At 73.1% G+C, this 14773-nt stretch carries 11 protein-coding genes; 6 read left to right on the top strand and 5 right to left on the bottom strand.

Annotation, left to right across the window (positions count from 1 at the left end):
* Positions 1–41: 41 nt before the first annotated feature.
* Positions 42–971 carry a LysR family transcriptional regulator gene (locus Q8791_RS22115; protein ID WP_330093678.1) on the bottom strand — a complete coding sequence of 310 codons (930 nt, stop codon included), beginning with the start codon at positions 969–971 and terminating at the stop codon, positions 42–44.
* Positions 972–1288: 317 nt separating this feature from the next.
* Between Q8791_RS22115 and Q8791_RS22110 the strand changes: the two genes are divergently transcribed.
* From Q8791_RS22110 to Q8791_RS22100, 3 genes are all read left to right on the top strand, one after another.
* Complete coding sequence (locus tag Q8791_RS22110; protein ID WP_330093677.1) at positions 1289–1831, top strand: GNAT family N-acetyltransferase; 543 nt, start codon at positions 1289–1291, stop codon at positions 1829–1831.
* A 345-nt stretch (positions 1832–2176) separates the two neighbouring features.
* Positions 2177–3385 carry a hypothetical protein gene (locus tag Q8791_RS22105; protein WP_330093676.1) on the top strand — a complete coding sequence of 403 codons (1209 nt, stop codon included), beginning with the start codon at positions 2177–2179 and terminating at the stop codon, positions 3383–3385.
* A 31-nt stretch (positions 3386–3416) separates the two neighbouring features.
* Positions 3417–5573 (top strand): FUSC family protein, encoded by a 2157-nt coding sequence (locus Q8791_RS22100; protein ID WP_330093675.1) that lies wholly within the window; start codon positions 3417–3419, stop codon positions 5571–5573.
* Between the two features lie 98 nt (positions 5574–5671).
* On the opposite strand, the gene Q8791_RS22095 is transcribed toward Q8791_RS22100, so the two are convergent.
* Complete coding sequence (locus Q8791_RS22095) at positions 5672–6325, bottom strand: cyclase family protein (RefSeq protein ID WP_330093674.1); 654 nt, start codon at positions 6323–6325, stop codon at positions 5672–5674.
* A gap of 249 nt (positions 6326–6574) precedes the next feature.
* Here Q8791_RS22095 and Q8791_RS22090 point away from each other — a divergent pair, with 249 nt between their 5' ends.
* From Q8791_RS22090 to Q8791_RS22080, 3 genes are all read left to right on the top strand, one after another.
* A complete protein-coding gene (locus Q8791_RS22090; protein WP_330093745.1) occupies positions 6575–7258 on the top strand; it encodes a lysophospholipid acyltransferase family protein in 684 nt (227 codons plus the stop codon).
* Between the two features lie 292 nt (positions 7259–7550).
* Positions 7551–8909: an FAD-dependent oxidoreductase gene (locus tag Q8791_RS22085; protein WP_330093744.1), complete on the top strand. Its 1359-nt coding sequence runs from the start codon at positions 7551–7553 to the stop codon at positions 8907–8909.
* Between the two features lie 368 nt (positions 8910–9277).
* Complete coding sequence (locus tag Q8791_RS22080) at positions 9278–12043, top strand: penicillin-binding transpeptidase domain-containing protein (protein WP_330093673.1); 2766 nt, start codon at positions 9278–9280, stop codon at positions 12041–12043.
* 265 nt (positions 12044–12308) lie between these two features.
* Here Q8791_RS22080 and Q8791_RS22075 read toward each other — a convergent pair whose 3' ends face one another.
* From Q8791_RS22075 to Q8791_RS22065, 3 genes are all read right to left on the bottom strand, one after another.
* Positions 12309–12695 (bottom strand): DUF3040 domain-containing protein, encoded by a 387-nt coding sequence (locus Q8791_RS22075; protein WP_330093672.1) that lies wholly within the window; start codon positions 12693–12695, stop codon positions 12309–12311.
* 204 nt (positions 12696–12899) lie between these two features.
* On the bottom strand, positions 12900–13988 hold the full coding sequence (locus Q8791_RS22070) for an ABC transporter ATP-binding protein (RefSeq protein ID WP_330093743.1): 1089 nt from the start codon (positions 13986–13988) through the stop codon (positions 12900–12902).
* Positions 13988–14755 carry an ABC transporter permease gene (locus tag Q8791_RS22065; RefSeq protein WP_330093671.1) on the bottom strand — a complete coding sequence of 256 codons (768 nt, stop codon included), beginning with the start codon at positions 14753–14755 and terminating at the stop codon, positions 13988–13990. The genes Q8791_RS22070 and Q8791_RS22065 overlap by 1 nt, the downstream gene beginning before the upstream one ends.
* Positions 14756–14773 lie beyond the last annotated feature (18 nt).

The following is a 14773-nucleotide window of genomic DNA, read 5'->3' as shown; positions in this document are numbered from 1 at the left end:
CGGGAGGTCTCCCGCCGGCCGGCGGCACCGGCCCGGCGCGGTCAGCCCGCGATGGCGAAGGGGCCCACCGACGGCACCGGGACCTTGCTGGCGGCCTCGCGGATGGCGGTGAGCAGGGGTTCGGGGGTGGAGCCGGCCCGGGACAGGGCGACGATGTGCCTGCGCGCGGTCTCGCGCACCCCGCGCACCACGATCTGCGGCGCGTGCAGGCCCGTCCAGGCCAGGCGCGGCATCAGGGCGATGCCCAGACCGGCCTGCACCAGGGAGAACACGGCGCTGAAGTCGTCCACGGTGTGGACCACGCGCGGCTGGAAGCCCGCCTGGTTGGCTGCGCCGGACACGCACTCGTGCCAGGCGGTGCCGGGCGCGGACATGATCCAGTCCTGGTCGGAGAGGTCGTCGGCCAGGTGGAGGCTGGTGCGGGTGGACAGCGGGTGCTGGTAGGGCAGGATCGCGTCGAGCAGTTCGACCATGACCGGGTCGACCCGGAAGTCGGGGTCTCCCGCGGCCGGCAGGTGCCGGGTGGACATCGTCAGGGCCACGTCCAGTCGCCCGGAGCGCACCATCTCGGCGCTCTCCTCGGGTTCGGCCTGGACGACCTCGAACGACCAGCCCGGATGACTGGTGCGCAGGCGCGCGAGGGCGGGGGCCACGAGGTCGCTGATGCCCGTGGAGAAGGAGCCGACGCGGATGACGCCGCGGTCGCCCTCGGCGAACTCGGCGAGGTCGGCGGTGGCCCGCTCCATCTCCGCGAAGATGACGTGCGCGCGCTGCAGGAGCACCCGCGCGGCTCCGGTGAGCAGGAAGCGGCGGCCCTGGCGTTCGACGAGGGGGACCCCGGCCTCTCGGGCCAGGACGGCGAGCTGTTGGGAGACCGCCGACGGGGTGACGTTGAGCGCCTCCGCCGTCGCCGCCACCGTGCGGTGGTGTTCGAGTGCCTGGAGGAGCTGCAACCGCCGAACGTCGATCATGTGCTCCAACGTATGACAGTACGAACAGGTTTCCGTGTGGTTTCCATCCTGTTGCCCCAGCTTGGAGCGTGATTCCGTGCACACCGCCCAGACCCCCTCCGACCCCTCGACAACCCAATAAGCCCTTGAGAAAAAATCGAACTAATTCTCATCGTGCGATCTCGTGCACCTCTTTCCTCGTGTCACGTCTGTTCCGGTCGATCCCGGAACGTACAGTCGGAGTCACAGCTCAACCACGGGCACCTTGACTTGGGACCCCGGGGGACCAGCACCCAACACTGGTGGGAACGGGTGAGAAGAAAATGCAAACTTCGCTGATGACCAAACCTTTCCCGACTGACGTCGGCGTTCTCGGCTTCCGCTACCTGGGAGCACACGAGGTGGAGGAACTCGCGGACCTGTGGGGCGCCCTCCACCAGCAGCACACCCTGAGCGCATCGCACCTCTCGGACATCATCAGCGCCACGAGCCTGGACGAGTCGTGGCGGCGGCGCCGCGCCCAGTACCTCGCCTGGCTGTCGGACCCCGACACCATGGCGATCCTGGCCGAGAGCGGCGACGACCTGGCCGGGTACGCGATGGTCACCATCCGCGACAGCGCCCAGGGCAGCTGGGACCGGGGGACACGGGTCGCGGTCGTGCAGACCTTCGCCATCGATCCCGAGTACGACGCGACGGGCGTCGGCTCGAAGCTGCTGGAGGAGGTGCGCCGCCAGCTCGCCTCCACGGGCATCCGCGACATCGAGTTCTCCGCGCTGGCCACCGCCTCCGAGGACATCAGCTTCCTGGAGCGGGAGGGCTTCCGTCCGTTCGTGACCACGATGGTCTCCCGTGTGGACGGCTTCGGCGCCCACGACTGAGCCGCTCCCCCGGTGCGCTCCGCGGACGCGCCCGGGGTGCCCGCCCCACGGAGCGGACACCCCGCGGACCTGAGGACACCGGGCGTCACGCCCCGTACCGGCCCTGTCCGGTGCGGGGCGTGACGCGTTCCTGTCGGCCGACACGGTGCGCCGGCTCCTCGGCGCGGGCCGGTCCGGGATCTCGGCTCCGACCGCGTCGGCGCGCCGCCCGTGAGCGCTACCGGAGGGAGTGCGCGGGAGGCACTACGGCGCCGGGGGCGGGACGCCCCGCCCGAGCGGGAGCGCGCACCGCGGGAGCGCGACACACCCCGGCGGCGGGCGGGGACGAACCGCTACGCTCACCTCGTGGCCTCCTCCGACTCCAACACCTGCAACTTCCCCGGCTGCGACCGGCCGGTACCCCGCGCGTCCTCTCCCGGTCGCCCTCCCCAGTACTGCGGCCTGCCGGAACACACCCGGTGGCGCGCCTGGAAGGAGCGCCAGCGCCAGGCGCAGGAGTCCGAACGCCAGGAGGAGGAGTCCCGGGCCGCCCAGGAGCCCGCCCCCAGCGCCTCTCCCGCCCCCGGCGCCGAACCCGTCACCGCCGCGCGTCTGCGCGCGGACGACCTGCTCACCCGGTTCGCCGTGCAGAGCGAGCAGCTCACCGTCACCCTGCGGTCCGCGACCGAGGCCTTCTCGACCATGACCGACCCGGCCGCCGCCGAGGCGCAGGTCGAGGCCGCCCGCCTCGCGGGGGCGCGGCACGCCGCGGAGTCCGACGGGGCCCGGCTGGAGGCGGAGAACCGCCGCCGCGAGGCCGAGACCGCGCGGCGGGTGGCGGAGGACGCCGCCTCCTCCGCCGTGGCCGCCACCCAGGAGGCCGAGCGGATGGCCGAGGAGGCCCTGGCCGCCCGGGACGCGGCCGAGGAGGAGCGCGACCGCCAGGAGGCCGTGGCGCGCGCGGCCGTGGTCGAGCGCGACGCCGCCGCCGCGGAGGCCAACGCCGGGCTGGCCTCCGCCGAGCGCCGGATCGCCGACCTCACCGCCCGGGCCTCGGAGGAGCTCGACCGCGAGCGCGCCGATGCAGCGCGGCGCGTCCAGCACGCCAGGGCGGAGGCGGAGGGGCTGCGCGCGGAGACCGCGGAGCACGCCCGCCGCCGGGACGAGGCCGTCCTCGCGGCGGAGAGCGCCCTGGCCCGCGCGGACCGCGCGGAGTCGCAGGCGCACCGGTCGGCCGAGGACCTGTCCGCCGAGCGGGAGCGGTTCGGCGCCGAGCTGGCCCGTGCCCAGGAACGCCTGGAGTCCGACCGTGCGGCGGCCTCCGCCGACCGCGAGCGCCTGACAGCCGAACTCGACCGGCTGGCGGCCGACCGCGAGCGGCTCACCGCGGAGTTGGACACCCAGCGCCGCAACGCCGAGCTGACCCTCGCGGAGTCGCGGGAGGCCGCCGCGGCCCGCCTGTCGGTGGCGGAGGAGGCCCGCGCCAGGGCGGTCGAGCGTGCCGAACGGGCCGAGGCCGAGCGCGACGAGGCTGTCAACTCGGCCGCTTCTGCGGTACAACATTCATCCAAGTAGTCACCTAAGTACCGGTTCATCCCGGTCTAGGATGGAAGTCGTGCGAGATCTGGGAACCACAGGAGACACAGGGCCGATCAACCTGGGTGGTTCCCACGACTCAGGGGACGGCCCCGACACGGGCTCCCACAAGGGGCCCCGGCGGGCCGAGGTCGGTGCGCGCCCCCGCCCCCGCGTGGACCTGAAGGCCGTCTTCGGCCTGGAGGCCGGAGCCTGGGCGTGGACCACCGCCGCGCAGGCCACCATCGCGATGACCGTGTCGTTCGCCCTGGCCGCGCTCGTCTTCGGACCGCAGATCGGCACCCTCGCCGCTCTCGGGTCCATGACCGTCCTGTACGAGAAGAAGACCCCCTACGCCTACCGTTCGGCGGCCCTGGCCCTGGTGGGCCTGGGCTTCGTCGCGGCCGTCGCGGTCAACTCCATGGCGGCGTCCCTCACCCCGTGGGCGGCGGTGGTCTCCATCGGCCTGACCGCGGGCGTCGCCACCTGGGTCTGCGCGGCCTGGCGGGTCGACAAGCCGGGGCCGATGTTCTTCGTCCTGGTCGCCACCATCTCCACCATCGCCCCCGGATCGCTGGCCGACGTGCCCCTGCACGCGCTGGTCGCGGCCATGGGAGCGGCGGTCGGTTGGGCCGTGTCGATGTCGGGGGCCCCTCTGCGCGGCCGCCACCCCGAGTACAAGGCGGTGGCCGCGGCGTTCCGCGCGCTGGCCGCACTGCTGCGGTCCGTGGGGACACCGGACCTGGACCACGCCCAGCACAAGGCCTCCACGACCCTCGCGGACGCCTGGCGGATCGTCCTGCTGGGCCAGACCCGCGGCTACCGCACCACGTCCGAGGCGGCCCGGCTCCGCGCCCTGCTCCGCTGGGTGTCCGACGTCCACCTGGTCGCGACGCAGGTGTGCATGGCGCGCCCCACACCCCTGCCGGAGGAGGTCGCCGGATACGCCGACGACCTGGCACTGGCGGTGGCCGACCCCGGGCGGGCCCCGGATCCCGACGCCCTGGACGAGCTGCGGCGGGGCATGCGCCCGCGCTCGCTGGAGGCCAGGCTGTACTCGCTGCTCTCCCGGGCCTCGCAGTCGGCGCGCCGCGCCGGCCAGGACGAGGAGGAGGACGACGAGCGGACGGAGACCCTGCACGACGAGCGCTACCCCGCGCTCCTGGGTGCGCTGCGGTCCAGCCTGAGCGGGGACTCGCTGATCCGGCCGACCGCGCTGCGCATGTGGGTGACGGTGACCGCCGCGGGCGCCTTCGGCCTGGCCCTGGGGCTCGACCACTACTACTGGGTGGCGCTGACCACGACGGCCGTCCTCCAGGCCGGAAACGTCGTGCTGACGATGAACCGCTCCGTGCAGCGCTCGCTGGGAACACTGGTGGGCGTGGTGGCCGGTGTGGGGCTGCTGTTGGTCGACCTGCCCCTGGCCGTGGTCATCCTGCTCGCGGGGGTGCTGCAGGGCGCCACACAACTGGTGGTGGGGCGCAACTTCCTGTACGCGTCGGTGCTGATGACCCCGATGGCGCTGCTGCTCTCCTACACGGCCTCGCCCTACCCCATCACCGAGCTCGCCGGGTCGAGGATCATCGACACCGTGGTGGGCGCCGCGTTCGGTATGGCGGGCTCCCTGCTCCTGTGGCGCAAGGCGTCGGCGACGCGGCTCCCGCAGGCCATCGCGGGCGTGCTGGAGACCACCCGCCAGTGCATGCTGGCGGTGCTGGACCAGGAGGTCGAGATCGACTCCGGGCGCCGCTACCGGTTGCGGCGCGACATGCGGGCGGCTCTGGTGAGCCTGCGCGGCGTGTACGAGAGCGCCATCGGCGACGTCCCGCGGGCGGCGTCCACCCGGCCGCTGTGGCCCGTGGTCGTGGCCACCCAGCGCATCGGCTACCTGGCCCTGGCCGCACTGGCGCAGGACCGCAAGCCCGAACCGGTGGGCGTCATCACGCTCCAGAGGGTCGACCTGGCGTTCCGCGAGCTGACCTCGGCGATCGAGGAGCGCCGCACGCCGCGGCTGGGCGCGCTGCCCAGGCTCGCCGCCTACCCGCGGATCAACATGGAGCTGCGTGCCCTGTCCAACTCGATGACCACGGCGGTCGCCCAGGACGAGCGCTCCGCGCAGCAGGAGGTCGAGCGTCGGGCCCAGCGGGAGCGGCACCGCGCCCAGAAGGACGTGGACGCCGACCTCTGATCCCGGGCCGGGGTCGGGGATCCCCGGCGCCCGCCCCGCCCGGCGTGCGTCGCGGAGGGCACGCCGCCCGGGCCTCCCGGGCGGGCGTCCGGCAGGGGTCAGTCGGTGAGGGCGAAGGCCCGCACGGGGAAGGCCGCCATCCCGCGGACCTTGGCGGGCGCCGCGAAGAAGGTGAACCCCTCCTCGGGGAGCTGGTCGAGCAGGCACAGGTGGGAGACGACGGGGATCCCCGCGGCGAGGAGGACGGCCAGCGCGGGCCGCGCGCCCTCCGCGACGGGCGAGGTGTCGTCCACGCCGATCGAGTCGATGCCCACCAGGACGGCCCCGGCCTCCACGAGGGCCTTGGCGGCCGTCTCGGTCAGGTGCGGGTGGTCGAACCGGCCGTAGGCCTCGGTACGCCAGTGCCTGTCCCACCCCGTGCGCACGAGGACCGCGCGTCCGCGCAGGTCGAGGCCGCCGAAGGCCTCCGGTCCGATCTCGTGGGAGGACGCGGCGGTGACGACCGTCCCCGGCAGGCCGGCCACACGGGCCAGGTCGAGGTCGGCGAGGTCGGCGCCGTCCCGGTAGCGGTGGGCGGGCATCTCGACGTAGGTGCCGGTGGCTCCCACCATCGTGACGCGGCCGCTGCTGTCGCCGTGTCCGGGCGCGGCCCCGGGGACGGCGGTCCCCTCCCGGACGACCGGTTCGGGGATGCCCGGACAGGTGGTCATCCCGTCGGTGATCTGGTGGCTGACGTCGACCAGTTTCGGCATGGCAGTTCTTCCTCGCTTCACGAGCGCGTCCGGATCGGACCCCCGACCTGCGCCAGAGGTCTAGACCATCAGCCTAGCGCGTGTGACCCACACCATGGCAGTGTCCGACGGAACAGGCTCCGCGGGACCTCACCCCGACCTCGCGCTCCGGCGCCCCGCTAGGCTCGAAGGCGCGCGGACCATCGGGAACCCTCGGGACGTCCGTACACCCTACGGACCGACTACCCACCGAGAAGAGGTGACCTCATGGTGTCACTGTATGCAGCCGCCAAGGCCTTCATCGCACCGGCCTCCCGGGTGGTGTGGCCGCAGCGCGTGGAGGGACTTGCCAACGTCCCCCGCCAGGGACCGGTGATCCTGGCCTCCAACCACCTCGCGCTGATCGACCCGCTCTTCATCGGGGTGGCCTGCCCCCGACCCGTGCGCTTCATCGCCAAGCAGGAGCTCTTCGACGAGGGAACCCTGCCCCGCCGCCTCTTCACCCGCGCCCTGCGCGCCATCGGCCAGCTGTCGGTGGACCGCCGCCCCGGCGAGAGCGCACAGGAGGCCATGAACAACAGCCTGGCCGTCCTGGAGGGCGGGGAGGTCTTCGGCATCTTCCCCGAGGGCACCCGGTCCCCGGACGGACGCCTGTACAGGGGACAGACCGGGCTGGCCTGGCTGGCCCTGACCACGGAGGCACCGGTGGTGCCGGTGGCGCTGACCGGAACCGAGCGCATCCTGCCCCGGGGGCGCAAGCTGCCCTCCCTCAACCGCGTGGGGATGCGCTTCGGCGAGGCGGTGGACCTGTCCCCGTGGAAGGGCCAGGCGCACAAGGCTCGCCCCCGGCGGGAGGCGACGGACGCCATCATGGGCGCCATCGCCAAACTCTCCGGCCAGGAACAGGTGCCGCGGTTCGCCGCCTCGGTCAAGGCCGAACTCGAACAAGGGTGACTTTCCCCACAGCCGACCCGGGGCTGATTCGCCAGTGACGGGGCGTTGACCCGTGATTGAGGACCACGGAGGACATCCGCAGGGCGCCTCGGAACCCGCCCCCACCTGGGGCACCGACCTCGGGGGCCGTTCCGTTCGTCTTCCCCGCCCCTGGGGGCGGGGGCGGAATTGTCTACCATTATAGTAGGTTTTCCCGGTGCCAACACCGGATAGATTAGGCAAGCCTTACCTTTTGATGGCGTCCGACCCTGGCGCGAAGACTTGGAGCTGTGCGATGACGCGACCACTGCGAGTGGGAATCGTGGGTGCGGGGCCTGCGGGGATCTATGCCGCGGACCTGCTCACCAAGGACGAGACCCTGTCCGCGTGCGGCACGTCCGTCAGCATCGACATCCTCGACAAGCTGCCCGCCCCCTACGGCCTGGTCCGCTACGGCGTCGCACCGGACCACCCCCGGATCAAGCAGATCCAGGGAGCCCTCCACAAGATCCTCGACAAGCCGCAGGTCACCTTCTACGGCAACGTCGAGTACGGCGTGGACCTCAAGCTGGAGGACCTGCGCCGCCACTACGACGCGGTCGTCTTCTCCACCGGCAGCGACCGCGACCGGCCGCTGGACATCCCCGGCGTGGACCTGCCCGGAAGCCACGGCGCCGCCGACTTCGTCTTCTGGTACGACTCCCACCCCGACGTCGCGCCCTCCTGGCACGTCGAGGGCACCAGCGTCGCCGTGATCGGCGCGGGCAACGTCGCCGTCGACGTCGCGCGGATCCTCGCCAAGAGCGCGGACGACCTCCTCGACACCGACATCACCGACAACGTGTACGAGGGCCTGCGCGCCAAGCAGATCACCGACGTCCACGTGTTCGCCCGCCGCGGCATCGCCCAGTGCAAGGCCACGCCGATGGAGCTGCGCGAACTCGACAAGCAGCCCGGCGTCGAGGTCATCGTGTACCCCGAGGACTTCGACATGGACGAGGGCAGCCTCAAGTCCTGCGAGGAGTCCAACCAGGTCAAGACCAACGTCAAGGTCCTCCAGAACTGGGCGATCCGCGACCCGCGCGGGGCCGAGCGCCGTCTGCACCTGCACTTCCTGCACAGCCCCGTGGAGATCCTCGGCGAGGACCGGGTCACCGGTTTCCGCACCGAGCGCATGGAGCTGACCGGCGACGGCAGCGTCCGGGGCACCGGCGAGCACGTCGACCACGAGGTGCAGGCCGTCTACCGCGCCATCGGCTACCTGGGCTCGCCCCTGGCCGACCTGCCCTTCGACGAGGACCGCGGCGTCGTCCCCAACTCCGGCGGCCGCGTCCTGGACCTGGATGAGAACCACATCGACGGCGTCTACGCCACCGGCTGGATCAAGCGCGGCCCCGTGGGCCTCATCGGCCACACCAAGGGGGACGCCCTGGAGACGGTCACCAACCTGGTGGCCGACCGCGAGTCCTTCACCCCCGCCGCCGAGCCCGACCCGGCCGCCTTCCAGGCCCTCCTGGAGGAGCGCGGCGTGCAGTACACCACCTGGGAGGGCTGGCAGCGGATCGAGGCCCGCGAGGAGGAACTGGGAGCCGAGCGCGGCCGCAAGCGCCTCAAGCTGCGCTCCCGTGAGGAACAGACCAGCATCGCACGCCAGGTCCAGTCGGGCGTGTGAGCTTCCCCGGCCGGTCCCGCGCCCCTCTGCGGGACCGGCTCCTCCCCCTTCCCCCCGCGGTCCGTCTCCCGTCGTGAGATTGCGCATGCGACTCACCACCGGGTACCGGAACAACGGCGCGCGCGGATGGGTTAGAGTCACTGTTGGTCGGTGTGGTAGCAAGTGTCCCCCGGGCCTCAACTATTGCCTTCGCGGAATACCGCGTCCGGCCCCGCCCTCGGGCGGGTGACCGTACGGCCAGGAGCCCCGTTGTGCCCCGCGCCGAGAGGCGACCGCCATGCCGACCTTCATCCTCGTGCCCCGCTCCCACCGAGGTGGGAGCGGGGCATCGTGGTATCTCCAGGAAACGTAGCGAAGGACGGTCAGGCGTGGACGAACGGTCCCCCCGGCAGTCGGATTCCTCCGGGCCGCCCGAACAGTCGGACGAGACCCCGGTGCGCGATCCGCGCCCCGAGAACCCCTACCGCATTCCCCAGCGGACCCAGCCGGCACCCCCGTCCGAGACAGGGGGGCCCGGTTACGAGCACCCCCGTCCGGCGGCCCCGGTGTCCTCCGACGAGCCCGAGCGAGCAGCTCCGGCCGAGTCGTGGGATCCCCCGCCCGGCCGGTACGGACACGACGCGGACGAGGCTGGGGCGGACGCCTTCGACCGGTCCGCGTCGGCCTGGGACAACCCCTACCGGGACAGGGGGTCCGGCGACCGGGAAACCCCCGCGAACGAGGCGGCGCCCACCGGCTGGGACTCCCCCCGGCACGACGAACCCTCCACGGAGTCGTGGAACGCCCCCGACGGGGACGCACGCTCCAGAGACTCCTGGGACACCCCTTCCGACTCCTGGGACTCCCCTTCCCCCGCAACCCCCTCCGCGAACGCGTGGGACTCCCCCGCGGGCTCCGCCCGGTCCGAGTCGTGGGACACCCCCTCCGGCGTAACACCGTCCGCCGAGTCGTGGAACACCCCGGACGCGGACCCACGCTCCGGGGACTCCTGGGACGCCCCCGCGAGGCCCGAGTCCTGGGAGACCCCGTACCCCGCCGCCCAGGGACCCTCCGGCGACTGGAACGCCTCCCCCGAGTCCAGCGGCCCCCAGCCCTCACACGACTCGTGGCAGGAGCCCCACCAGGCCCAGGGGGCCGCTCACGGCCAGAACGACACCTGGGGCGGCGACCCGTACGGCAGGTCCGACGAGCCGGAGTGGGAGACCCGCTCCGCGCAGCAGGGCACCGCCGACGACGGCTGGGACGACGACGAGCCCTACCGGGGCCAGCCCGTCCACCACGGCGACACCCCCTACCCGGGGAGCGAAGCGCTCCGGGAGGACACGGAGAACCACGCTGCGGCGGCCCCCGCACCGGGGCAGCCCGGCGCGCAGGGCTTCGAGTACCTGTACAACGGCGGTTCGGGCCCCGGCGGCCCGGACGGCCCCGACGGTCCGGACGACGCCTACGACCCCGGCCCCCCGCCGCCCCGCAAGTCGCGCCGGGGCCTGCTCATCGGTGTCATCTCCGCGGTGGTGGTGCTGGCGCTCGTGGGCGGCGGCGTGTCCTGGTACGTGCTGACCATGCCCCAGCCCGAGGAGGCGACCGCCGAGTACCAGGCCTCGTGGGAGGCCCAGGACTACGAGCGCCTGGCCGCCGTCACCAGGGGCGGCGACGCCGCCGAGGTGCTCGGCGGCATCGACGCCGGCCTGGGTGTCGACTCCATCGAGGTCGAGGTCGGCACGCCCACGACCGACGGCGGCACCGGCAGCGCGCCCTACGAGGTCACCATGTCGCTGACCAACGCCGACGACTGGGGCTGGGAGGGCGAACTGCCCCTCCTCCGCGAGGACGGCGAGTGGTGGGTCGACTTCACGCCCGAGGTCGCCTACCCCGGGCTGGGCGAGGGCCAGGTCCTGGCCCGCACCGCCGTGTGGGGCGAGCGGGGCCAGATCCTCGCCGCCGACGGCACCGCCCTGAGCGGGCCCGAGGTCTCCGGTTCGCTCCAGATGATCGCGGGCTCCCTGGGTGAGGCCACCGAGGACGACGTCGAACGCCTCGGCCCGGCCTACAGCGTCGGCGACACCGTCGGCGCCGACGGCCTCCAGCGCACCTACGAGGAGCAGCTGGCCGGTGAGGCCGCGACGACCATCCTGATGGTCGACGCCGCCGAGGCCGAGGACTCCGACTCCCTGGAGGCCACCGAGGAGAACACGGTCGCCACCCTGGACGGTTCCGACGGCGTGGACATCACCACCAGCATCGACATGGGTGTCCAGAACGCGGCGTCGAGCGCCATCATCGACTCCGACGACCCCGCGGGTCTGGTGGCGGTCCGCCCCTCGACCGGCGAGGTCCTGGCCGCGGTCAACGTGCCCGGCGGGTTCAACCGCGCCTTCGAGGGCCAGTACCCGCCCGGTTCGTCGTTCAAGATCGTCACCTACAGCGCACTGCTGGACAACGGGCTGGGCGTGGACGCCTCCATGGACTGTCCCGAGGAGTACGACCTGGGCGGGTGGCCGTTCCGCAACGCCGGAGGAGCCGAGTACGGCACCCAGACGGTGACCGAGGCGTTCGCGACCTCCTGCAACACCGCCCTGGTGGAGCGGGTGGGCGCGCAGCTCAGCGGCGAGGTCCTCCAGGCCAGCGCGGAGCAGTTCGGCATGAACGCGCCCCTGGACATCGGTGTCCCCGCGTTCGAGCCGACCTTCCCGCCGGTGGACAGCAGCACCATGCTGGGCGCGCAGAGCATCGGCCAGGGCCAGATCCTCACGTCGCCGCTGCACATGGCCACGGTGCCCGCCGCCGTCGCCGACGGATCCTGGCGCCACCCGGTGCTGGTGACCGAGCCCGCCGCCACCGAGCTGCCCGAACCCCGGGCGATCGACAACGCGGAGGCGCTGCGGGGGATGATGCGCGCCGTCATCACCGACGGTACGGCCAAGAGCGTGCCCTTCGAGGGCGAGGTGTTCGGCAAGACCGGCACAGCCGAGTACGGGACCGCCGAGGACGCCGACGAGGACGACGAGCTCCCCAGCCACGCGTGGATGGTGGGCTACAAGGGCGACGTGGCGTTCGCCGTGGTGGTCGACGGCGGTGGCGGCGGGTCGGCCGTGGCCGCGCCCCTGGCCGCCGCGTTCACCAACGCCCTCTGACGGGAGCCGCGGCGGGCGGACCCCCGCCCGAGCGGTGGGAGCCGGCAGGAAACGACGGCAGGGACCGGCCCGACGCGGGCCGGTCCCTGCCGCGTCCGGCGGGTGCCGCGGGAGCGGATCCCCCATGGCTCCCGGACAGTGTTCTTCCGGAAGGCCGTCCGGTCGGCGTACGACCCGTGGCCTCGGGCAGGACGTCGCACATCCTCTGGCGAGAGATCGCCCGGACGGCCGCTCGCCGACCCGGAAGTCTCCTGAAAAACACTCCCTAGCGGCCCGGGTCGTCGTCCTCCGCACCGGAGCCGGTGCCCCCGGGGTCCCCGTCCTCGGGATCGGCGCCCCCGGGTTCGACCGCTCCGGGCCCGCTGTCCTGCGCAGTGCCCCCCACGGTGTCCGAGGTCCCGGCGGGCGCCGGGGGGTCCGGTTGCGGAGCGGTCGGCGTGAGCACGAACAACAGGACCAGCAGGCCGGCGGTGACGGCGGCGATCAGTCCGCACGCCACCCACGGCTTCCAGCCGCCCAGGCCCGGATCGGCCGCGGCGTCGGGATCGTCGGCGCCGAAGGTCTCCAGACGTTCGGCAAGGTCTGGCTCGTCCTCGCGGAGCTGCCGCTCGATCTCCTCAAGGATTCGTCGCTCATGCTCTCTCAAGGACATGGCACCCTCCTCAGCCGCTGGGGGAAGGACTGTCGTCGCCGGGTGCCTTAAGTCTCCCCCGGGGCAGCCCGGGATATCCAGGTGTACGCCGCTTTTCCGGTTCATGTTTCGGCCAGTCGGCGCCCGGACCGGAACAGAGTCCACCATGCGGGAGCGGCGTATCACCACGAGCGCCTCAACCCGCGCTGATCAGGGACGACTCCCTCAACCGGGGTAGCACTCGACCTCGGCAGCCTTGACGCCCGCCCACACCGTGTCCCCCCGTTCGAGGCCGAGTTCGGCCAGGGCCGCCGGGCTGACGTCGGCGGCCAGGGACAGCCGTCCCGCGAGGTGCACCCGCACCTGGTCGCCGAACCTCTCGATCCCGTCCACGGTCAGCCGCCACACGTTGCGGGGGCTGCCGTGGGGGTGCTCCGGGTACAGGGCCACGGCGCGCGGGGGGAAGGCCACCAGGGCCCGACCGCTGTGCGGCTCGCGCACCTCCACCCCGGCCCCGTCGTCGCCCCCGGGGCCGTCCAGGAGGACGGTGGTGCCCTCGGCCTGCCCCCGGAAGAGGTTGAGCCCCACCAGGCGGGCCACGTACGGGGTGCGGGGACGCCGCGCCACCTCGGCGGGGGCGCCCTGCTGGACGACCCGGCCGCCCTCCACCACCGCTATGCGGTCGGCCAGCACCATGGCGTCCAGCGGGTCGTGGGTGACCAGGACGGTGGCGCCCTCGAACTCCTCCAGCAGGTGGCGCAACCGTGCGCGCACGTCGATGCGGGTGCTGGCGTCCAGGGCGGCCATGGGCTCGTCGAGCAGCAGCAGGCGGGGGCGCACCGCCAGGGCGCGGGCCAGCGCCACCCTCTGGGCCTGCCCGCCGGACAGGCTCCGCGGCCGGGTCCGGGCGTGGTCGGACAGGCCCATGTGGGCGAGGAGCCCGGCGGCCCGCTCCCGGGCGTCCGCCCGGGACATCCCCTGGCAGCGGGGGCCGAACGCCACGTTGTCCAGTGCGCTCATGTGCTCGAACAGCAGGTAGTCCTGGAAGACCATGCCGATGGGACGCCGCTCCACCGGGGTGGTGGTCTCGTCCCGGCCGTCCACGCGGATGTGTCCGCCCGTCAGGGGGACCAGCCCGGCCAGGGCCCGCAGGACCGAGGACTTGCCCGCTCCGTTGGGTCCGAGCAGGGCGAGGATCTCCCCCTGGGCGGCTTCCAGGGCCACGTCCAGGGTGAACTCCCCCCGGCTCAGGCGCAGTTCGGCGTCGAGCGCGGAGGCCGCGGCTCCTGGTGGCCGGGCGCCGGTCGGCTCCATCAGGCGTTCACCCACCTCTCGCGCAGTGTGACCAGGACGGCCAGGGAGACCAGGAGCAGGACCAGGCTGAGCACGATGGCGGCCTCCGGATCGCGCTGCATGGCCATGTAGACGGCCAGCGGCATGGTCTGGGTGGTGCCGGGGAAGTTCCCCGCGAAGGTGATGGTGGCCCCGAACTCCCCCAGTGCGCGGGCCCAGCACAGGACCGCGCCCGCGCCGATGCCCGGCAGCACCTGGGGCAGGGTGACCCGGGTGAAGACGGTGACACGGCTCGCGCCGAGGGTGGCGGCGGCCTCCTCGTAGCGGCGGTCCGCGCCGCGCAGAGCGCCCTCCACGCTGATCACCAGGAACGGCATGGCGACGAACACCTGGGCGAGGACGACGGCGACCGGCGTGAAGGGGATGGTGATCCCGAACCAGGCGTCCAGGTACTGACCGAGGAGGCCGTTGCGGCCCAGGACGAGCAGCAGGGCCACGCCTCCGACGACCGGCGGGATGACCAGGGGGACGGTGACCACCGCGCGGACGAGGCGGCGGCCCGGGAACTCGGCGCGGGCGAGCAGCCAGGCCAGGGGCACCCCGAACGCGAGGGACACCAGGGTGGCGGTGGTGGCGGTCGACAGGGACAGCCACAGGGCTGCCAGCACGTCGGGTTCGGTGACCCTCGCGCCCATCGTGGACCAGGGCGCCCGGATCAGCAGCCCCGCGAAGGGGAGCACCAGGAACGCGACGCCCACGAGTGCGGGCAGGACCAGGATCCACGGCATGCGTCCGGACCGGATGCG

Origin of the sequence: Nocardiopsis codii (assembly GCF_036327455.1) — a bacterium.
GTDB classification, from domain to species: domain Bacteria; phylum Actinomycetota; class Actinomycetes; order Streptosporangiales; family Streptosporangiaceae; genus Nocardiopsis; species Nocardiopsis codii.
The sequence above is the reverse complement of the archived record's forward strand: the minus strand, read 5'-3'. Positions and strand labels throughout refer to the sequence as shown.

Bases quoted from the DNA above. Each gene is read 5' to 3' on its own strand.
- Q8791_RS22095 (WP_330093674.1), bottom strand. From the start codon at position 6,325: ATGCCGAAACTGGTCGACGTCAGCCACCAGATCACCGACGGGATGACC.
- Q8791_RS22065 (WP_330093671.1), bottom strand. From the start codon at position 14,755: ATGCCGTGGATCCTGGTCCTGCCCGCACTCGTGGGCGTCGCGTTCCTG.
- Q8791_RS22070 (WP_330093743.1), bottom strand. From the start codon at position 13,988: ATGGAGCCGACCGGCGCCCGGCCACCAGGAGCCGCGGCCTCCGCGCTC.
- Q8791_RS22075 (WP_330093672.1), bottom strand. From the start codon at position 12,695: ATGTCCTTGAGAGAGCATGAGCGACGAATCCTTGAGGAGATCGAGCGG.
- Q8791_RS22115 (WP_330093678.1), bottom strand. From the start codon at position 971: ATGATCGACGTTCGGCGGTTGCAGCTCCTCCAGGCACTCGAACACCAC.
- Q8791_RS22100 (WP_330093675.1), top strand. From the start codon at position 3,417: ATGGAAGTCGTGCGAGATCTGGGAACCACAGGAGACACAGGGCCGATC.
- Q8791_RS22110 (WP_330093677.1), top strand. From the start codon at position 1,289: ATGACCAAACCTTTCCCGACTGACGTCGGCGTTCTCGGCTTCCGCTAC.